At 38.0% G+C, this 19,542-nt stretch carries 21 protein-coding genes; 13 read left to right on the forward strand and 8 right to left on the reverse strand.

Annotated features, from left to right (window positions below):
• The 6 genes from hisIE to rlmN all read left to right on the forward strand — a co-directional run bounded on the left by hisIE (position 1) and on the right by rlmN (position 6,721).
• Positions 1-642 (forward strand): bifunctional phosphoribosyl-AMP cyclohydrolase/phosphoribosyl-ATP diphosphatase HisIE, encoded by a 642-nt coding sequence (gene hisIE, locus MKY15_RS14125; RefSeq protein ID WP_067207090.1) that lies wholly within the window; start codon positions 1-3, stop codon positions 640-642.
• Positions 635-1,696: a histidinol-phosphate transaminase gene (gene hisC, locus MKY15_RS14130; protein ID WP_342537818.1), complete on the forward strand. Its 1,062-nt coding sequence runs from the start codon at positions 635-637 to the stop codon at positions 1,694-1,696. Before hisIE ends, hisC begins: the two co-directional genes overlap by 8 nt.
• 85 nt (positions 1,697-1,781) lie before the next feature.
• Complete coding sequence (locus MKY15_RS14135; protein WP_067207096.1) at positions 1,782-1,961, forward strand: hypothetical protein; 180 nt, start codon at positions 1,782-1,784, stop codon at positions 1,959-1,961.
• A gap of 653 nt (positions 1,962-2,614) precedes the next feature.
• Positions 2,615-3,787, forward strand: a complete 1,173-nt coding sequence (locus MKY15_RS14140; RefSeq protein WP_067207099.1) for an ATP-grasp domain-containing protein — start codon at positions 2,615-2,617, stop codon at positions 3,785-3,787.
• 18 nt (positions 3,788-3,805) lie between these two features.
• Entirely contained in the window at positions 3,806-5,488 is a 1,683-nt protein-coding gene (locus MKY15_RS14145; protein ID WP_342537819.1) for a methyl-accepting chemotaxis protein, read from the forward strand.
• Positions 5,489-5,656: 168 nt separating this feature from the next.
• Entirely contained in the window at positions 5,657-6,721 is a 1,065-nt protein-coding gene (rlmN, locus tag MKY15_RS14150; protein ID WP_342537820.1) for a 23S rRNA (adenine(2503)-C(2))-methyltransferase RlmN, read from the forward strand.
• Between the two features lie 83 nt (positions 6,722-6,804).
• Here the strand turns inward: rlmN and MKY15_RS14155 are convergent, their stop codons facing one another.
• The 3 genes from MKY15_RS14155 to MKY15_RS14165 form a co-directional block, all read right to left on the reverse strand.
• The gene (locus MKY15_RS14155; RefSeq protein ID WP_067207106.1) at positions 6,805-7,173 is read right to left on the reverse strand and encodes a hypothetical protein; all 369 of its coding nucleotides are present in this window, start codon (positions 7,171-7,173) and stop codon (positions 6,805-6,807) included.
• Between the two features lie 1,093 nt (positions 7,174-8,266).
• Positions 8,267-8,587 (reverse strand): general stress protein, encoded by a 321-nt coding sequence (locus MKY15_RS14160; RefSeq protein WP_067207109.1) that lies wholly within the window; start codon positions 8,585-8,587, stop codon positions 8,267-8,269.
• A gap of 80 nt (positions 8,588-8,667) precedes the next feature.
• Positions 8,668-9,000 (reverse strand): hypothetical protein, encoded by a 333-nt coding sequence (locus tag MKY15_RS14165; protein ID WP_067207112.1) that lies wholly within the window; start codon positions 8,998-9,000, stop codon positions 8,668-8,670.
• Positions 9,001-9,102: 102 nt separating this feature from the next.
• On the opposite strand from MKY15_RS14165, the gene MKY15_RS14170 reads away from it, so the two are divergent.
• The 6 genes from MKY15_RS14170 (at position 9,103) to MKY15_RS14195 (ending at position 13,256) form a co-directional block, all read left to right on the forward strand.
• Entirely contained in the window at positions 9,103-9,648 is a 546-nt protein-coding gene (locus MKY15_RS14170; RefSeq protein WP_187047156.1) for a YusW family protein, read from the forward strand.
• Positions 9,649-9,860: 212 nt separating this feature from the next.
• Positions 9,861-10,274, forward strand: coding sequence for a BlaI/MecI/CopY family transcriptional regulator (locus MKY15_RS14175; protein WP_187047157.1), 414 nt, complete (start codon positions 9,861-9,863; stop codon positions 10,272-10,274).
• Between the two features lie 3 nt (positions 10,275-10,277).
• Positions 10,278-11,126, forward strand: coding sequence for a M56 family metallopeptidase (locus tag MKY15_RS14180; RefSeq protein WP_187047158.1), 849 nt, complete (start codon positions 10,278-10,280; stop codon positions 11,124-11,126).
• 42 nt (positions 11,127-11,168) lie between these two features.
• Positions 11,169-11,828: a DsbA family protein gene (locus MKY15_RS14185; RefSeq protein ID WP_231885782.1), complete on the forward strand. Its 660-nt coding sequence runs from the start codon at positions 11,169-11,171 to the stop codon at positions 11,826-11,828.
• A 37-nt stretch (positions 11,829-11,865) separates the two neighbouring features.
• Positions 11,866-12,222, forward strand: coding sequence for a disulfide oxidoreductase (locus MKY15_RS14190; protein WP_231885822.1), 357 nt, complete (start codon positions 11,866-11,868; stop codon positions 12,220-12,222).
• A 392-nt stretch (positions 12,223-12,614) separates the two neighbouring features.
• The gene (locus MKY15_RS14195) at positions 12,615-13,256 is read left to right on the forward strand and encodes a DedA family protein (protein WP_342537821.1); all 642 of its coding nucleotides are present in this window, start codon (positions 12,615-12,617) and stop codon (positions 13,254-13,256) included.
• Positions 13,257-13,656: 400 nt separating this feature from the next.
• On the opposite strand, the gene MKY15_RS14200 is transcribed toward MKY15_RS14195, so the two are convergent.
• From MKY15_RS14200 to MKY15_RS14210, 3 genes are read right to left on the reverse strand one after another with little or no spacing between them, the layout of a single operon-like run.
• Positions 13,657-14,226 carry an SCO family protein gene (locus MKY15_RS14200; protein WP_255428619.1) on the reverse strand — a complete coding sequence of 190 codons (570 nt, stop codon included), beginning with the start codon at positions 14,224-14,226 and terminating at the stop codon, positions 13,657-13,659.
• Position 14,227: 1 nt separating this feature from the next.
• Complete coding sequence (locus MKY15_RS14205) at positions 14,228-15,643, reverse strand: HAMP domain-containing sensor histidine kinase (RefSeq protein WP_340741726.1); 1,416 nt, start codon at positions 15,641-15,643, stop codon at positions 14,228-14,230.
• A 3-nt stretch (positions 15,644-15,646) separates the two neighbouring features.
• Positions 15,647-16,321 carry a response regulator transcription factor gene (locus MKY15_RS14210; RefSeq protein ID WP_231885784.1) on the reverse strand — a complete coding sequence of 225 codons (675 nt, stop codon included), beginning with the start codon at positions 16,319-16,321 and terminating at the stop codon, positions 15,647-15,649.
• A gap of 165 nt (positions 16,322-16,486) precedes the next feature.
• On the opposite strand from MKY15_RS14210, the gene MKY15_RS14215 reads away from it, so the two are divergent.
• On the forward strand, positions 16,487-17,239 hold the full coding sequence (locus MKY15_RS14215; protein WP_338653079.1) for a FixH family protein: 753 nt from the start codon (positions 16,487-16,489) through the stop codon (positions 17,237-17,239).
• Positions 17,240-17,298: 59 nt separating this feature from the next.
• On the opposite strand, the gene rpoN is transcribed toward MKY15_RS14215, so the two are convergent.
• On the reverse strand, positions 17,299-18,603 hold the full coding sequence (gene rpoN / locus MKY15_RS14220; protein ID WP_342537823.1) for an RNA polymerase factor sigma-54: 1,305 nt from the start codon (positions 18,601-18,603) through the stop codon (positions 17,299-17,301).
• A gap of 229 nt (positions 18,604-18,832) precedes the next feature.
• Entirely contained in the window at positions 18,833-19,417 is a 585-nt protein-coding gene (locus tag MKY15_RS14225) for a manganese efflux pump (RefSeq protein WP_338653076.1), read from the reverse strand.
• Positions 19,418-19,542 lie beyond the last annotated feature (125 nt).

Consider the following 19,542-nt stretch of genomic DNA (forward strand, 5'->3'; position numbering starts at 1 on the left):
ATGACAATAGAAATTGACACATTATCATTTGACGAAAATGGATTGATACCAGCAATTGTTCAAGATGACCGGACAGGGAATGTACTGATGCTTGCTTATATGAATAAAGAATCGTTGCAGAAGACGATTGATACGAAAGAGACTTGGTTTTTCAGCAGATCAAGAAAAGAGCTGTGGAATAAAGGAGCAACATCTGGCAATCGGCAAATTGTGAAGAACTTGTCACTGGACTGCGATGGTGATTCAATTTTAGTACAAGTTACACCACTGGGTCCAGCGTGTCATACGGGAGAAGTGACTTGTTTCCACAAGCAAGTTTTCGATGAGGTAGTACAGACTCGCTCAATCGTTCATGAGATCACGGATGAAATAAAAAATCGACGTGCCAATCCAGTAGAAGGATCATACACAACGTATCTGTTCCGCGAAGGTTTGGATAAGATTTTGAAAAAAGTTGGAGAAGAAACAACTGAAGTTGTCATCGGTGCAAAAAACCGTGATAAAGCTGAAGTAACGAGCGAACTTGCAGATTTGACGTATCACACACTTGTATTGATGGAAGAGTTAGGTGTTAGTGTTGAGGATGTCAAAAACGAATTGCGGAAAAGACGACCTAAAAGTGAAGTGCTGAGAGATGAGTAAATTTTGGAGCTCTATGGTGAAACGGACCGAGCCGTATGTTCCGGGGGAGCAAATTGAACAAAAGGACATCGTGAAACTGAATACCAATGAAAATCCGTATCCTCCAAGTCCAAAAGTGATAGCTGCAATCCAGCAAGAGATGGGGCGCAACCTTCAGTTGTATCCATCTCCTACAGCGACTGAGCTACGAGAAACAATCGGACTGCAATATGGACTTACTGCTGAAGAAGTATTTGTCGGCAATGGTTCGGATGAAGTTCTGGCATTCTCCTTCATGGCGTTTTTTGAGCCTGGCAAACCAATCCGGTTTCCTGATGTAACATATAGCTTTTATCCGGTCTATGCAAAGTTATTCGATATTCCTTATGAGGAAGTTCCGTTGAATAAAGATTTTACATTGCCTGTGGATAACTACTTTCAGTCTGAAGGCGGCGTCATTTTACCAAATCCAAATGCGCCGACTAGCATTTATGCTGAACTTAAGCACATTGAAGAGATTGTCAAAAATAACCCTGACCAAGTCGTCATCATCGACGAGGCATATATCGACTTTGCATCGAAATCAGCGACTGAACTCATTCGGAAATACGACAATGTCCTTGTCGTCCAGACGACATCTAAATCACGTTCACTCGCCGGTTTGCGCGTTGGCTTTGCGATGGGAGCTCCTTCTTTAATTGCTGCATTGATTCGCATTAAAGACTCATTCAATTCTTATACGCTGGACCGTCTTGCGCTAGTGGGAGCAAAAGCTGCATTTGAGGATGAAGACTATTTTGAGAAGACGACTCAGAAAATCATTGCAACACGGGAAAAGATGAACGAGACGTTGCAACAGCTCAATTTCAACGTGCTACCTTCACAAGCAAATTTTGTTTTCACCTCACATCAGACTGTTCCAGCAGAGTTTCTCTACAATGAATTAAAAAAAGAAGGCGTGTTAGTTAGGTATTTTAACAAGCCTGGAATCGACAACTATTTGCGTATTACAGTTGGTACAGATGAACAGGTGGAGCGATTAGTTGAGAAATTGACTGACATTTTGAATTTGTAATGTACTGTTAGATTCTAAGATGAAATGACTTAATGAAAAGTGCATCGAAACTGATATACTTGTGTAAACAGGGGAGGTTATCGACATGGGATCTAAATATATTGATCTTGCACTTATATTATTCATGAGTTATTTCGCAATTACTCGATTTGCGGATGGTCAAATTGGCTTTGGAATCTTTTTCACAGTACTTAGCTTATTGAATATTTTAACGCTTGTCATGAAAATAAATAAGGACAAAGCCGCAAAGAATGCAGTGCGATGAAGTTTAAATAAGTAGTGACCACAAACTAGGCATCCTCCAGGAAATATGGAGGATGCCTAGTTTTATTTATTAACGTATGACAAAGAAAAATGAATGAACCCTTGCTATTTGAATTCAGTAGGTCATAGAACGAAATAAGATATTGAAGGTGATGAAAACCATGGGAAGTAAAAATGTGACTAAAATAATAGCAATGAAGGAATTTAAATATAATAAATAAATCATATATAATTGTAATAAGAATTATATATGGCTTATTTATGCAATAGAATCTATTGCTTATGTTATTTAATCTAAAAGACCTATGATGAATTTTTGAAAAAATAATGTCTTAAATTAAACAAGGAATTTTGAGATAGGCAGAGTGAAAAGCCATTAGAATACAGTTATGACATAATACAGATTAACTATCTACCTATTCGGACTATACAAAATAATGATACTTTAATACAATGCATAGCATTGTTAAAACTTACTATGTATGATAATAGGAGTTATTAACTGTTATTTTTCAGTGGATAATTATAGGTCATTGGTATTAATCATTTTTCAAAATCAATACTATAGGCTCTATTGGGAGATAATAATATCGGTACGAACAAAAATTCTGCTGTAAAAATATAGTAGAAAAAAACAAGAAGAAGGAGAATAAAATGATTATACTTGATAAGCCTTATGTATCAACATTACTTTCATCAACTTTACAGCAATTAGGTACTCCGGTTTTAAAAATAGGAGATGTGCAGATTCCGGAGGAAGAAAAACTTGATTTACTTGAAGAGACATTGTTCTTTGAACAACTTGAGAAGTCTTCTGCTCCTCTTTTATTTAATTCGGAAAACGGTTTGGCTATGTTAATGAATTACTTACCTGAGAGTAAATTTGCCGAATGGACATCACTATTCAAAAACAAAGCGGAATTTAGGAGGAGAATGACAAAAATTTATCCTTCATTTTATTTCCGTGAAGTATCTATTCAAGATTTATATGAAATACCTTTAGAATCAATTCCATTCCCTATTATTATTAAGCCTGTTATCGGCTACTCGAGTGTTGGGGTTTATAGAATAGATTGTATTGAAGATTGGCATCATACCGTAGAAAAATTGAAAGTCGATATAAACGATTCAGCATCCGCGTATCCTAATGATGTGATTGATAGCCAAACTGTCATATTAGAAGAGCTAATTCAAGGAGACGAGTATGCAATTGATGCTTATTTTACTAAAGAGGGAAAACCTGTCATCTTAAATTTATTTAAGCGCATGTTTGCTAACGATAAAGACATGAGTGATCGTATATATTACACAAGCAAAAGTGTATTAAGTGAAACACTTGCTCCAATTTCGGACTTTTTGGAAAAATTAGGGGATATTGATGCGCTGGCTTCCTTCCCGCTACATTTTGAAGTTCGAATAACTAAAGAAGGACAAGTTGTGCCAATTGAAGTAAATCCATTCCGCTTTGCTGGTATAGGTACGACAGAACTGGGCGTACATGCTTATGGTGTAGACGTTTATGATTATTATTTCAATCAGCTAAAACCAAATTGGGAAGAAAAAATAGAGGCTATGGATAATGCGATTTATAGTTTTCTTTGTGCAGAATTTGACCCGTCGATTTCGCTTGAATTAATTCGAGCGGTAGACCATGAAAGTTTTAAGCAACAATTTAATGAAATACTAGACTATAGGTATATGGATTACAAAGAGTACCCTATTTTTTCTGTTGTATTTTTCAAACATCACACATTTGACGAAAATAAGCGATTGCTTACACTTGAATTGAGCAATTTTATATCGCTCTATGAACCGCAACTCGTATAAATCTTAGGAGGAATTAGTTTGTTTAAACAAAAAGGATCTATTAGAACTAAAATAATGCTTGGAACGATTATTCCAATTGCAGTATTATCTTTATTATTTAGTTTAGGTTTTTATTTTCAATCTATGTCAATTGTCAATCAGAATGTCATTCCCCAGTTTGAGAGAGTACTCAACACGAATTTACTAGACTTGAAAAAAGATATCGATGCCGAGATGCTTAATAAAGCAAAGACAAATAAACAGGACTATGAAAGATTACTCGCTATAATCAATGAATCGCGTGAGATAGGCGATTTAGAAAGTGTTTATATCATGAGTAAAGTTGATGGTGAGGATATGATCCTTGCGTTGTCCGATACGGCAGATTATCTTACGCCTTATCCGTTTAAATCCGAACAAAACGATGCGCTAAACATGGAACAGCCATTGTTCAGTGAGATTTATGAGGATGAGTACGGTGTACATAAATCAATCTATTTACATATTGAAGGGACAGATTCTATTATAGGAATCGATCAGGAAGCGAAATTTATCCCTGATTTAACCCGGAAAATACTTGTCATCAGTATTGCACTTACGCTAGGGGCATTGGTGGTAGGGGCTGGAATATCTTATATTTTATCAACAAGAATTACGAAACCACTTCAACAATTAGTGAAGTATACAGAAGTTGTAGCCCAAGGTGATTTGACAAAAGAAGTTAGTGTGAATAGTCAAGATGAAATTGGTCATCTTGCCCACAGTTTCCGAAACATGCAGCAAGAATTGAGAAATACGATTGAACATGTCAATGTAGCGACGGACAACGTTATCACTTCCTCGGATGACTTGACCTATAGCGCAGAGCAAATGACAGAAGTAGTCAATCATACGACTGTTACGACCCAAGAAGTATCTTCGACGAGCGATACGTTAGCAAGTAGTGCATCACAAAACTTGGTGGCGCTTGAACAAATCACAATTGGTCTGCAAGAAATAGCAGATTCTTCTATGAAAGTAACGGAAGAATCGATGGATGCATCCCAAGAAGCTAAGCAAGGTAATCATCTTATTTTAGACTCGATTCAAGGGATTGATACGATAACGAGCTCAGTTAAAGTTTCTATGGATATCACACAGTTGATGAATACGAGATCCAATGAAGTTGGTCAAATTATAGAAATTATTACGGCTATTTCTGATCAAATAAACTTACTTGCACTGAATGCCGCTATAGAAGCAGCACGTGCAGGCGATGCTGGAAAAGGATTCAGTGTAGTCGCAGATGAAGTGAGGAAACTTGCTGAGCAATCCGCATCTTCAGCAAACCAAATTAGTACGCTCGTGAAAGAAATTCAAAATGACTCTCAAAATTCTGTGAAGGCCATGACGAAGGTTTACGAAGATGTGGAACGTGAAACTGGAATCGTACGAGAAACAGGTAAATCGTTTACTAGCATTTTGAATCGTATTACTCAAATTACAGAAAAAAATCAATCAGTATCTGCAACAATACAAGAAATCTCTGCGGGTTCTGAGGAAATACTAGCATCTACAATCGAAACAGTTCAATCATTAGAAGAGACATCTTCCCATACGCAAAACATTGCTGCATCTATGGAAGAGCAATTGGCTTCTATGGAAGAAATGGTTGGAACGACAACGACCCTTAATGAAATGGCAATAAACTTAAAAGATCATGTAAAGAAATTTAAAATTTAAAAATCCAAAAAGATTAAGGACAGTCTTTATTTGCGGAGGAGATAATAATAGAGGGTCTTTTGCGATTATGGGCTGGAAATTCACATTTATTAACTAAAATAGTTGTTCCCATTTCTAATTTCATGTAGTATAATATGTGAATTGCATTTTTTGAAATGAGGATAACTAATGAAGAATTCGATATATGGACTCACAATTGAACAACTTACAGAATGGTTAGTGGATCAAGGGCAGAAAAAATTCCGTGCTGCACAAATTTGGGACTGGTTATATAAAAAGCGTGTAACAAACTTTGAAGACATGAAAAATATTAATCAAGAATGTATCGACTTGCTGGATGCGAACTATGTCCTCCGAACGCTAGAACAGACTGTGAAACAGGAATCAGAAGATGGCACAATCAAATTCCTATTTAAAATGCAAGATGGTAACTTGATTGAAACTGTTTTAATGAAATTTCCTTACGGCCAATCGGTTTGTGTAACGACACAAGTCGGCTGTAATATCGGTTGCAGTTTTTGTGCGAGTGGATTATTGAAAAAAAGCCGTGATTTAACAGCAGGAGAAATTGTGGAACAAATCATGGAAGTACAGCATCACCTTGACGCGAAAGCTGAAGATGAGCGCGTAAGTCATATTGTTGTTATGGGAATTGGCGAACCATTTGACAACTATTCGCATTTGATGAATTTCCTTCGTGTCGTCAATGATCAAAAAGGACTTTCCATCGGTGCTCGTCACATTACCGTTTCAACAAGTGGTAATCCGCAACGAATTAAGGATTTTGCAGAAGAAAATATCCAAATCAACCTAGCAGTATCTCTGCATGCACCTAATAATGAGTTGCGTACACGCGTTATGAAAATTAACAAAGCGTTCCCGATTGAGAAATTGATGGATTCAATCGATTATTATTTGGAAACGACAAACCGCAGAATCACGTTTGAATATATTATGTTGCATGATGTAAATGATCATGTTCTGGAAGCACAGCAGCTTGCAAAACTACTTGAAAACAAACGTCACCTATCATATGTTAACTTGATTCCCTACAATCCGGTTGACGAACATGACCAGTATCGCCGTAGTACACCAGAAGACATTAAAGCATTTTATGAAACACTCAAAAGAAAAGGCATCAATTGCGGCGTCCGTCTTGAACATGGTACAGACATTGACGCAGCATGCGGTCAGTTACGAAGTAAGCAGATTAAGAAAGATAAAGCCGTCTAATCCATTTAAAAAGAGTGTGCAATTCCTAGGGGAACTAGGAGTTGCACACTCTTTTTATCATCTAGACTTCGGTGCTCTTGTTCTTAGCTCTTTTTCTTCATTAAAATCACGATGAACTGGACAATAAATGCCAGTCCCAATCCAAAGGAAGAAATGATGAACAAGGACAAGATTCCGAGTACATCACCTATCCCATTCGGATTCATTAACAAGCTGCGGAAAAACTCTGCAAAACCGAGAGCCACACCAATCAAGAAAATCCTGAAAGCAATTTTCAAATTGTAAAACAGCAGTAAAAATGAAAAAACACCGATGATTAGCCCGAAAAGACCAAATGTTAAGTAGTTTGTAAAGACAAGCGTTTGACCCAAAACAGTTCGAACACCTACTATGAGAAGAACGAAACTTGTAAGTCCAGTGAAAAAACCGATCTTCCAGAACTTGTTAATCATAAAACGCACCCACTTCCATTGTTCATCATATCGAATAATGGTGTGATTATGCCAATGAAAGCATTAAAAAAGTGAAAACGTAAGCGGTTTGCTCGCCAACCGATCAAAACCTTCGCGGAAGCAATCATATCCCCGGCTAACCGATCATAACTGACGCGGAAGCGATCCTATCTCCGACGAACCGATCATACCCGACGTGGAAGCGATCATATCCCCGGCTAACCGATCATAACTGACGTGGAAGCAATCATATCTCCGTCCAACCGATCATACCCGACGCGGAAGCAATCCTATCTCCGACCAATCAATCATAACCATCGCGGAAGCAATCCTATCCCCGTCCAACCGATCATAACCGGCGCGGAAGCAATTATGATCCCGTCCAACCGATCATACCGACGTGGAAGCAATCATAACCCCGACGAACCGATCATAACCGACGCGGAAGCAATCATATCTCCGACGAACCGATCATAACCGACGCGGAAGCGATCCTATCCCCGTCCAACCAATCATAACCGCCGCGGAAGCGATCATATCTCCATCCAACCGATCATAACGGACGCGGAAGCAATCATAACCCCGACGAACCGATCAAAACGGATGCGGAAGCGATCATATCCCCGTCCAACCGATCATAACGGACGCGGAAGCAATCATATCCCCGACGAACCGATCATAACTGACGCGGAAGCAATCATAACCCCGGCTAACCGATCATAACCCCGGCTAACCGATCATAACCGATGCGGAAGCAATCCTATCCCCGTCCAACCGATCATAACCTTCGCGGAAGCAATCCTATCCCCGGCTAACCGATCATAACTGACGCGGAAGCAATCATATCTCCGACGAACCAATCATAACCGACGTGGAAGCGATCATTTCCCCGGCGAACCGATCATAACGGACGCGGAAGCAATCATAACCCCGACGAACCGATCAAAACGGATGCGGAAGCGATCATATCTCCGACGAACCAATCATAACCGACATTCAACCGACCATATATGCAACGAACTAAATAATCCCCCAAGCAATCAAAAAAATCCCATTCCTCATATCAGAGGAATGGGATTCATAAACTTATAAGTTATTTCTTCGCAATTAGGATAAGTTTCCCTTGGTCAAGTTCTGCCTCTGCATCGGCAGCTTCTGCCGTGGATAGTCCTGCAGCTTCCATCTTGCTACGGAGTTCATCTCCGCGAGAAGAGAACATGTTTTTCATACTATCCAAGAAACCTTGTTCTTTCATACCTACGCTTTCTGTATCTAGCGCATCCGTTATGTGACTGGCTCTCTTTTTGTCATGTGCAAAAATATAAATCTCATCATGTGTATATCCTTGTGTTACCAATTTCTCGATTTCTTCCTTTGCCTGAACGGCGTTTTCAACAGTTTTTTTAATAGTCATTTAAATTACCTCCATTTTTTGTTCTCCTTTTTTATATTCCCCAAAAAGGTAAGGACTAAACAAAAAAATGAAAGTGCGGATCATCTGGGTAAACTTTGATAGGTCCGGATGAAATAAGTTGGGTCTGTATCGACTTCATAAGTGAAGACGCCTTGGGTTGTATGTAAATAGAAAAATCCTGCTCCGCTGGAAAACGGCTTATAGGACATATCATGCACGTGTTCTAATCTGAATGTATTTCGTGAAGTTGAAATCGAGTCAGTATATAAATGGATACTATGCACGGTACGCTTTGTTTTTTGGTCATACCAACCCATAACTCGTTCGACTGAAATATACGTAAGTGTAGCAACAGTTTGCTTAATCGATTCATTCATTGAAATTCCTCCGTTATCACAATTTATATTCATCATTATCCCCATCCTAACAGGTATTTATCGATATCCCAAATAGGTAGTTTTTTCATGTGTAAAAGTCCCTCGATGGGGAATGGACTGTATAAGGAGGTAGATACGATGAAGAAAATTTCTATTTTCATCTTGACCATGGCATTATCCTTTGTGCTTGTTGCTTGCGGGAACGCTGAAAAAAATAATGATAAGGTAGTGGACGAACCTATTACGGGAGAGAATAGTAATGGGGACACAAATGGTGCGACTTCGACGGAGGGAACTAGTAGCCCTGAAACTGAACAAAATACAGATACCGTCAATCAAGATGATATGCAAAAAAAGATGGATGAACTTGGCTATGCTGATTTCGAACTAAAGCTTGACTATGCGAATCATCAGGAATATGAGGCAGAGCTTGAAAAAAATAGTGACAATTCAATCGATGCAGAAATTGAGGATTCACTTAATAATATCAAGAAAAAGGGGACAGAGGCATTCAATGAACTGTATCCATTGGTGAAACAGTTAACAATTACTCAACAGACAGGGAAGGAAGCTGCCATTCAAGAAGTAATGAAGGTATTCGATTTACCGACAGATTATACGGAATTTGAGCTAGAAATTCGATTTAAAGACGGTACAAAAATTGAATTTGAAGATGATAAATAAACAATAAATAGCTTCAATAATAGGTTGTGAAAATCTCCTCGGTTTAAATGCCGGGGAGATTTTTGTCTGAATTGTTAAAGACAACCTGACCTAAATAAGGAGAATATAGGGCAATAAATGTTACAGATTTGTTAATTGTCTGTTTTTCAAAAGAGAATTCTTGACTGGATAAAAGACTAGCACTACAATGAGTAATGTGGAGATGAGTAGTCATGAAAATCAGGAAATTTAAGTTGAATGAAAGTGGGCTAAACCGCTTTTTTGGCCCTCTTGAGGCAAAGATTATGGACGTTTTATGGAATGATGTCGAAATGACTATTAAAGATGTTCAGCAAGTACTTGAACGTGAAAAATCAACGAATTTCAATACAGTAATGACTGTTATGAATCGATTAGTAGACAAGGAGATTCTTTGCAAGAGACTGGAAGGACGGTCGTTTTTGTATAAACCGCTTCTATCAAGGGAAGAATTTTTGACTACACAGTCGAAAGAAATGACAAATGAGCTGATGGATGAATTTGGAAGTGTCGTTGTAAGTCACATGCTAGATGCACTTGAAGATGTAGATGATGCTCTCGTGGCCAAGCTCGAACAGAAAATAAAAGAACTGAAAAAGGGCATGTAACGTATGTACAAACGTCAATCATTAAGTATGCTTATTGTGTCACTCATAATTTCAGGGACGATTTATCTTCAAATGGGTTTGTATCTGATGTCGATCATAGCAGGCTGGGATATTGGTCATAACCTTGTTGTCGTCTGTCACAGTTGGATGAAAAATATTGGCTTGTCTTCTCTTGAGTATGTCCTCGATGCATTTGTCATTTATACGTTGTTATTTTCGATATGGAAAATAGGATCACAATTTTATCATGCTTCACGAATGAAAAAACGATTTAAGCAGTATGAAGAAAATACGCTCACAACCGAAATGAATCAAACTTATAGCGATGGAAAAGATGGATTTATTGTGATCTCGCATCCTTCACCGATTGCAATCACAATGGGATTTGTTCGTCCTAAAATCGTATTATCGACGGGATTGATAAGCCTATTAAATGACGATGAATTAAATGCAGTAATTTCTCATGAGATGTATCATCAAAAAAATCGTGACCCCCTTACCATCTTTTTGATGTCACTTTGTTCGTCCACGATGGGCTATATTCCGATTCTAAAATGGTTTAATCAGAAATATAGCATCATTAAGGAATTGTCAGCGGATGAATATGCAATTGAAAAACAACAGACGTCTGTTAACTTAGGGAGTGCGCTTTTAAAGATGCTTAAAGTGTGCAAAAATGAAAAAATGCCTTTTGTCTATGCATCATTTGCTGATACATCTGTCAATTATCGGATTGACTATATCCTGAATCCGTTAAAAGGAATCCAAATAAAGCTACCTGTGAAGGTTATGCTTCTGTCAGTAACGATTTTTTGCTTCATTTGTGCACTATTTATTTACGCTCTTGCGTAAATTTTTATTTCATTACACTACGTCATGTAGTTCAAATTAGGAGTGTTTACCTTGTCTAAGAAGATTTTTTGGATTGTTGGTTTAGTAGTTATTTGTATCGTAGGCGTTATTGTTTTAACGGACGCCAATCAAAAGTCAACCGTTATAGATGTAGAAGGGCAGCCGTTCTTGGGTGAAGAGTCAGCACCAGTTGACATTATTGAGTTTGGTGATTATAAATGTCCAAGTTGTAAAGATTTCAATGATAGACTTTTTCCGGTTATTTACAAGGAGTTAGTTGAAACGGGGAAAGCCAAGTTTTACTTTATGAATTATTCCTTTATAAACATCGATTCAAATCGATCCGCTCAATTTGCAGAAACGGTTTATCAAGAATTAGGGAATGATAAGTTTTGGACTTTCCATGAATTATTATTTAGTAAGCAACCAGAAGATTTAACCTACGAAAAAAAGGACTTATATACGGAGTCATTTTTGGAAGAGGTTTTAGCGGAAGTGGCAACTGAAGAAGAAACGAATAAAGTAATGCAGTCATTTGGTGAAAGCAAGGGGAAAGAAGCTTGGGAAAAAGATATGAAAACGGCCAATAACCTAGGTGTATCCTCCACACCAACAATCTTTATAAGTGGAAAACAATTTACGGGTAGTACGTTAGATGATTTCACAAAAATGGTGGAAGAGGCGGCTGCTAGTGGTAAGTAAACCGCTCCTCCTTGCCTGGTTAGCATCGATTACAGCGATGATAGGAAGTTTGTTTTTTAGCGAGCGTATGGGCTTTGTACCATGCACTTTCTGCTGGTATCAGCGAATAGTTATGTACCCACTAGTTCTGTTCCTTGGCATGGCATTTTATCGAAATGACCGCGATATATATAAGTACGTTCTTCCGATGTCAGTCATAGGCATGCTTCTATCTGGTTATCATTATGCGTTGCAGAAACTGCCTTCATTGCAAGAATTCAGTACGTGTACGAGCGGGGTTCCATGCTCGGGACAATATATTAATTGGTTTGGTTTTGTAACGATTCCTTTTTTGGCACTCATTGCTTTCACTTTTATTACGGCGATGATGTTGATGCTTTGGAGACGTAAATAATAGTATGAGTAATGCCTCCCTGAAATCATTGGGGGGGCATTCTTCAAATATAGGAAAGTATAAGTTTGTTTGACATAGAATGGTGTCTAGAATCTAGGCACCAGCCGCACGGAGGCCCAAAAGATGTGGGGCATGTAGCGGGGAAGGATTGAACTGCATCCTTCCCGGGCAAAGAGCGCCACGTCGTACCTGCAAGAATGCAGTCGTCGCGATCTTAGAATGCCTTCCCCTTAATCGACTTATGCCTGCTATTCTTTTTGGCGCCTTGCGCTTTTATGTAAGTGTATCGCTATTTTATTCTGTTACGTGACAACTATCAAAGAAACAAGTATGATGAATAAGGTTGTTTCTGTCAATGAATCTGACAAATATTATTGAAAGTGAGTCTATGTATGACTATAATTCAAAACATAATCAGCTTCATATTACATATTGATGAGCATTTGGTTGAAATTATTCAAAATTTCGGCTCGCTGTCATATGTACTATTATTCTTAATCGTGTTTGTTGAAACAGGATTAGTTATTTTCCCATTCTTACCAGGTGATTCTTTGTTATTTGCAAGTGGGGCTCTTGCTGCAATGGGGGCATTTAACATTGTATTTCTCCTTATTGTGTTCTTTACTGCAGCTGTCATTGGGGATACTGTAAATTATCAAATCGGCAAAAAGGTCGGGACAGCGATCAAGCCTAATAGCTTAATTGGTAGAGTCATTGATCAAGAAAAAATGGATAAAGCAGAGAAATTCTTTAATAAACACGGTGGTAAAACGATAGTGATTGCCCGCTTTATGCCGTTCATTCGTACATTTATACCTTTTGTTGCAGGGGCTAGTCGTATGAATTATCGCTACTTTTTCATTTATAATGTAGTAGGCGCAATTCTATGGGTAGGAATTTGTACGATTGCAGGTTATTTCTTCGGGAATATTCCTATCATTAAAGATAACTTCTCCACTGTTATTTTATTAATTATCTTTGTGTCTGTTCTGCCAGTTGTTATCAGTTTTATGAAGAGTCGTTTGAAGAAATAATGAATGTATTGCTAACAAGGAAACACCTCCTAAGCGGATAAGCCTAGGAGGTGTTTTTGTCTATTATCTTTCACGTCTGTTGATTAACCATTTTCTTGCATAAAGAGCAGGTAAGAAAGGCTTGAAAAAACCCATTTTCACTGAATCATTTTCGGTCCGCTTTTGGCGAATAGTCATGACATCTTTACCGAGGCGCAAGTGTGACGGATGAATAAGCACCATACGATTATCGAAAAACGATGTGTAGGGATGCGACGAGGCCACATCCCTACACATCAAGAAATCTCGATAATCGTATAGAGGCCTTTCAATCCAAAGCGATCCAAATTTAATGTACACGAAGCTCCTGCTATTTAATTAAGTTATTTACGGGTTGTTTTTGGTTAATCAACACATGTGATTATCTTTGAATCTTTTTGATATCCTTCATCATTTCCTTGACATAGGATGCATCTACATAATTATATTCATTCACAATACTGCCTTGCTGATCAATCAAATAAAAGTTAGTTCCGTGAATGACTTGATTGGATGAGGAAGGTTTTTGGACAATTGTTTGAAATTGATCCCTTGCGAAAGCTTCAATTTCTTCCTGTGTATATCCCGTTAATATATGCCAATTCTTTTCATCGTCCGTAAATTGGTGGATGTACTCTTTTAACACATCTGGTGAATCAATTGTTGGATCGACAGTGAATGATACGAATTCGACTTGAACGCCTTCATCCTCGAACTTTTTTTGCAAATCCGCCATCTCTAGTGTCATCGGGGGACAGACGGTCTTACATTTTGTGAAGACGAAATCAGCAATCCAGACTTTCCCCGTTAGTTCATCTGTACCGAAAGGCTGTCCATTTTGGTCTGTATAAGAAAATGGGACTATTTCCTTTCCACTATGAGGTACAGAACTGCAAGCGGAAAGCAAGACTGCAATGACAAGGGGAATAAACAGATAGCATATGTTTTTCAAATTACACCTCTTCTTGTTCATCAATAGATAAGCCGGGCAATCGAATCGTTACGGTTGTTCCTGTCATGGTGTCGCTAGTCATCTCGAAAGTTCCGTTGTGCAGTCGGATGATTTCTTTGACAATAGGGAGCCCTAAGCCTGTTCCACCGGTTGTCCGATTCCGGGCTTTATCTGTCCTGAAAAAACGATCGCCAATTCGCTCTAGATCTTCATCGTCAATAAGAATTCCATCATTTGTCACTCGGAATTGAAGGAAAGCATCTTTTTTCGTTAATTCAATTGCCAAGGTTCCGTTTGTGGCGGAATACTTCACGGCATTGTCTATGGTATTGTAAAAAATTTGTTGAATTCTTTTTGGATCAGCTGTTAGAATAAGTTCTTCTTCTATAGTCAATTCGAGAGATAATTCTTTTTCTGCAATATGAATCGTGAACAAACCAACTGTATCTACTAATAATTGCGCGATGGCAATAGGCTGAATGTCAATTGTATACAAATCTTCTTGAAGATGATTTAATTCCACAAGATCAGTGATCAATTTGGTCAGTCGATCTGTTTCTTTTTCAATCGTTGTCAAATAGCTTTGTGCTTCTTCGGGCGATGAATATATTTTGTCTTTAAGAACATGCGTGTAACCGCTAATATAGGTGAGCGGTGTACGGAGTTCATGCACGATGTTTGACGTGAATTCCTTTTTTCGTTCTTCCTGTTGTTCAAGTGAAAGGCTCATCAAATTGAACGCCTTCGTCAATTGGCCGACCTCATCGTCCCTTTCGCTTTGAATCCGGTTTGAATAGTTCCCTTTAGATACTTCAAAAGAAAGTCGCTGAAGATCTTGCAACGGTTTGAATAAAGAATGCCAAGTCCGATTGACAACTAAAAAGAGTATGAAGAAAAATAAGCAACCAACGATCAAAAGTATTGGAATGCTTCCCCGAAATACATCTTGAACTGCCGCAAGTGGAACATAAATATAGATGAAACCGATAAGTCCGTTCTCACCTTTGATTGGAAAAATGGCGCCTAGAATTTCATGGTTAAGTTCTTTTACGAATCCCTCTTTTAATACATAGGCTCCTTTTTCCAACTCAGCCATGTCATTTGCATCGACAAGTGTTTCATAATTGACCTCGTAAGGGAAATAGGAAGTGAGATCCTTTAAGTTATCAACTACGATAATTTCATATTCTGACACGATGTTATACCATTGGATTTTATCGATGATTTCATCACTTAATTCCCCGTAATGGTAATGAGAAGCCGTCCTTTTCCCTTGATAGACAATGGATTCTTCAATACTTGTCAAATACAATTCAGAATAGAGATAATGGATGAAGAAAAAGGAAAAAAGAATTGTAAACCCGATACTGGAAATCAGGACTATACCTATTTTTTTGCTTAATGTAAGTGTCTTCAATCTTCACACCTCGAATTTGTAGCCGATACCCCAAACTGTTTCAATTAGATCACCGTTATTACCCATTTTAAGTCTTAACGTTTTGATATGTGTATCGACTGTACGCTCGCTACTTTGATGTTCTTCACCCCAGACGATGTGCAGCAGTTGTTCCCTTGAATAGACGCGACCTTTATTTTTAGCAAGCACATGAAGCATACCAAACTCCTTTAATGTTAATAATAAGGGTTTTCCATTCAATGACACAGTATGTGCTCCATTATCGATTACGAGTGGCCCGACAGTTAATGTATCGGCAACTGGTATATTTTGATAAGATCGTCTCAGAACGGATTCAATCCTTGCAAGAAGCTCTCCCGGTAAAAATGGTTTGACAATATAATCGTCGCCGCCAAGCTTTAAACCTTGTATTTTATCCCATTCATCTCCTTTTGCTGATAGAAAGATGAGTGGGATTGTCGATGTCCGCTTTATTTCTTTGGCGAATGTAAAGCCATCCATGAAGGGCATCATTACATCTACTAGTAGCAACTGTGGATTTGTTTGGTCTATCAAAGACAGTGCATGGATCCCATCTGTAGCCTCGACGACAGTGTAACCTTCTTTTTCGAGGAACATTCGAATCAGTTTCCTCATTTGTGGTTCATCGTCTATAATCATAATGGTGGATGAATTCAAGATAAAACCTCATTTCAATTATAGGTTGCTCATTGTACTCATTTTCTCTAATAAATGTGAAAATCATGTGAAGCGCGGTAGTTCACACTTAGTTCTAACTTATCTATTATAATCATAACGAACATAAGGAACTACGTTAAGTAAAACGACTATGGGGGAATCTTGATGAAAAGGAAATTTGGTTTGTTAGTGGGGCTATTCATGCTGGCCGCTATGGCAGCATGCGGTAAAGAAGAAGCGGTAAAAGTGGACGAAACAGGAGTACCTCTACCGCTGGATGTGAAGCTAACAGTGACAGAACAAGTTGATGTGAATGGTATTATAAAGATGGAAGCAGTTGTTACACAGGGCGATGACAAAGTAGATGACGCTGATGAAGTTGAATTTGAAGTATGGGAAGAAGGAAAAAAACACGAAAGTTTCAAGGTTGAATCGACGAATGACAAAGACGGTTTGTATACAGCAGAAACTTCTTTTGATCATGACGGTCTTTTCCACGTTCAAGTGCATGTAACAGCGAGAGGCTTGCATACAATGCCAAAAAAAGAAGTGACAGTAGGTAATGGTGGAAATTATGAAGAAGCCATTGAAGGAGAAGCTGAACACGAACATGGGCATGCAGAAGGATTTTCGATGCACTTCATGAAACCTGAAAATATGAAGTCCGGCGAATCTACTGAATTTGTCGTTCACTTGCAATTAGATGGAAAACCATTTGAAAAAGCACAAGTACGCTATGAAATTTGGAATGAAGAAAATCCGGACAAACACGACTGGGTCGACGTTGAAGAATTAGTTGCCGGTGAATATACAGCTTCATACACATTTGCACAAGTAGGTCCGCACAAAATTCAAATCCACGTAAAAGATGATAAAGAATTACATGAACATGAAGAACATGCGATAGAAGTTAACTAAAATGAGCACGGAGAGTACCTGACAAATAAGTCAAGTACTCTCCGTGCTTTTTTTGTGAATTATACTTGAATATCTTTACGTTTGCTGGAGGAAGGTATATTTAACTCCTCTCTATACTTACTAATTGTTCGCCTAGAGATTGTGATGCCCTTTTCGCGATTAAAGTATTCTGCTATTTTTTGGTCAGAATAGGGTTTGAATTTATTTTCCTGAGCTATAAAATTCTCCAAAAGTGTTTTCACTTTCGTTTGAGAAATGCTAGTGCCGTCCGCAGTTTCTAACTTCGAAATGAACAGAATTCGAAGGTCGAAAGAACCGAACGCGGTCTGAATGACTTTGTTGGTAGTCGCTCTGCTGACAGTTGATTCGTGCATTTCAATTTCATCAGCTACTTCTTTTAGCGTTAATGGTCTCAATGAAGAGAGTCCATTTATAAAAAAACTTTCCTGTCTATCTAACAGGACTTGCACAATTTTAATAATCGTATTTCGGCGCTGTTCAATACTGCTAAGAAGCCATTCTACATTTTTATATTGAGTATGGATATATTTTGATACATCATTTTTCGTTTGAAGATGTTGCGTGTACTCTTTATTGACATGAATAGCTGGTAAATAGCCGTCATTCAGATGGAAAACTAATTTATCATCTTTTGATTCGACAATAATGTCAGGAGTTAAATACTCAGTTGGGAAATTGGAAATAAATGTGCCTGGCCTCGGGTTAAGCGTTTGTATGAAATCGTAAAGCTCTTTTACTTCCCTCATTTCGATGTTCATTTGTAAGGCGATTTCATTCCATTTATGGTCAGCAAGCAAGTTTAAATGATGTTCTACTAAAAAGGCAGCTGACATTTGTTCAGGATAGGTGTATGTAATTTGCAAGAGCAGGCATTCCTTTAAGTCTCTAGCCCCAATTCCTACTGGACCCACTTCTTGAAGTAAAAGAATTCCTTTATCAATATCAAATTCATCAAATTCTAGATAGAAATCTGGATCCTTACCAAGAACACGTAAATAGCCATTGTCATCCAGATTATAAATGAGATACTTTAACAAATTTTGGATGTGTTCGTCTGAATAAATGAATTTTGCGTCATCGAATAGTGTGTCCCGCATGTTTCTTTCAGTACACTGGAATAGATCCTCCGGCATCTCGGAAGAACCAAAAGTAGATGTCCGCTGATTCACTCTCTCTTCATATGTATTTTTTTCTTTCAGTTCGATAATCGGATTTTCAAGCTCTTGTTGCCTTATAAATTGTTCAAGTTCATACGTCGAGTATTGAAGTATTTCAATTGCTTGTCTTAACTCGAATGTCATTAACAGATTCTGTTCCTGTCGTTGTTGGAGTACGAGCACCATAAAACCCCTCCTTTTGAAGCTGATAAGTAATGTAAGCGTTTTCAAGTAGTGGTCTTAAGTGTACCATATGTTTCTGAAAACTTCGATAAGAAAAGAAGGTAATGTTGAATGAGAAGGTAGGTAAAACTGGTGCCATTATAGTGATGGATACTGATTTGACTATCTCATTTGCGAATAGGGATGTCGTTATGATTTTTACATTTATTTATGCGAAATTGAGTAAGTACTATTAGAAAAACATTTCATAAATGCCGATTATGATGAGCAAAAGTCCGGCGATTTTAGAGGAGTACTTGCCGAATAGTGTATTGCCAATTGTATTACCGATTTTAATACCTAGAGAAATTGAAATCAGTGAAAATAGTCCAATTGAGATTGAAGTGAAAAGCGGAGGGAAGCCTGTAATACCTGCCCCAAAACCAATTGTTAAGCAGTTTAAGGAAAGTAGAAATCCCAAAAAAGTTGATTCTTTTAAAGTGATTTTCATTGGTTGTTCTAAACCTATAAATACGGGGCTATTGTCTTCTGTTTGAATGGATTTATTTTTAATGAAAAATGGCAATGGCGCTATAAACCATATACCAAGGATGGTAATTAAGAAGCCGCCAGTGAAGTTAGCTATTGATTGTGAAAAGTAATTGGATAAAAAACTCCCCGCTGATATGGAGAAGAATGCAAATACAATAGAAATAAGAGAAATAATGAAATTGTATAGTAAAGGAATTCTTTTTAATTTTAAGCCGTATGAAACACTTATTGCTAAATTATCAATGTTTGCAGCAATACCGATTAATAATATAGATATCCATTGCATACTTATTTCCCCCTGCAACTGTTTGTTTATCATCTATCTATATGAGCAAATGGGAAGTAGCGTGCGGGCCCGGTTTACGAAATGATGAGGGAGCAATTGATGCGGGCGAATAAGACTTCGTTTTG

This window comes from Sporosarcina sp. FSL K6-1540 (assembly GCF_038620285.1).
Lineage (GTDB): Bacteria > Bacillota > Bacilli > Bacillales_A > Planococcaceae > Sporosarcina > Sporosarcina psychrophila.

Coding starts and splice junctions, on each gene's coding strand:
- hisIE (WP_067207090.1), top strand. CDS start 1: ATGACAATAGAAATTGACACATTATCATTTGACGAAAATGGATTGATA.
- hisC (WP_342537818.1), top strand. CDS start 635: ATGAGTAAATTTTGGAGCTCTATGGTGAAACGGACCGAGCCGTATGTT.
- MKY15_RS14135 (WP_067207096.1), top strand. CDS start 1,782: ATGGGATCTAAATATATTGATCTTGCACTTATATTATTCATGAGTTAT.
- MKY15_RS14140 (WP_067207099.1), top strand. CDS start 2,615: ATGATTATACTTGATAAGCCTTATGTATCAACATTACTTTCATCAACT.
- rlmN (WP_342537820.1), top strand. CDS start 5,657: ATGAAGAATTCGATATATGGACTCACAATTGAACAACTTACAGAATGG.
- MKY15_RS14155 (WP_067207106.1), bottom strand. CDS start 7,173: ATGATTAACAAGTTCTGGAAGATCGGTTTTTTCACTGGACTTACAAGT.
- MKY15_RS14160 (WP_067207109.1), bottom strand. CDS start 8,587: ATGACTATTAAAAAAACTGTTGAAAACGCCGTTCAGGCAAAGGAAGAA.
- MKY15_RS14165 (WP_067207112.1), bottom strand. CDS start 9,000: ATGATGAATATAAATTGTGATAACGGAGGAATTTCAATGAATGAATCG.
- MKY15_RS14170 (WP_187047156.1), top strand. CDS start 9,103: ATGAAGAAAATTTCTATTTTCATCTTGACCATGGCATTATCCTTTGTG.
- MKY15_RS14175 (WP_187047157.1), top strand. CDS start 9,861: ATGAAAATCAGGAAATTTAAGTTGAATGAAAGTGGGCTAAACCGCTTT.
- MKY15_RS14180 (WP_187047158.1), top strand. CDS start 10,278: ATGTACAAACGTCAATCATTAAGTATGCTTATTGTGTCACTCATAATT.
- MKY15_RS14190 (WP_231885822.1), top strand. CDS start 11,866: ATGATAGGAAGTTTGTTTTTTAGCGAGCGTATGGGCTTTGTACCATGC.
- MKY15_RS14195 (WP_342537821.1), top strand. CDS start 12,615: ATGACTATAATTCAAAACATAATCAGCTTCATATTACATATTGATGAG.
- MKY15_RS14215 (WP_338653079.1), top strand. CDS start 16,487: ATGAAAAGGAAATTTGGTTTGTTAGTGGGGCTATTCATGCTGGCCGCT.
- rpoN (WP_342537823.1), bottom strand. CDS start 18,603: ATGGTGCTCGTACTCCAACAACGACAGGAACAGAATCTGTTAATGACA.
- MKY15_RS14225 (WP_338653076.1), bottom strand. CDS start 19,417: ATGCAATGGATATCTATATTATTAATCGGTATTGCTGCAAACATTGAT.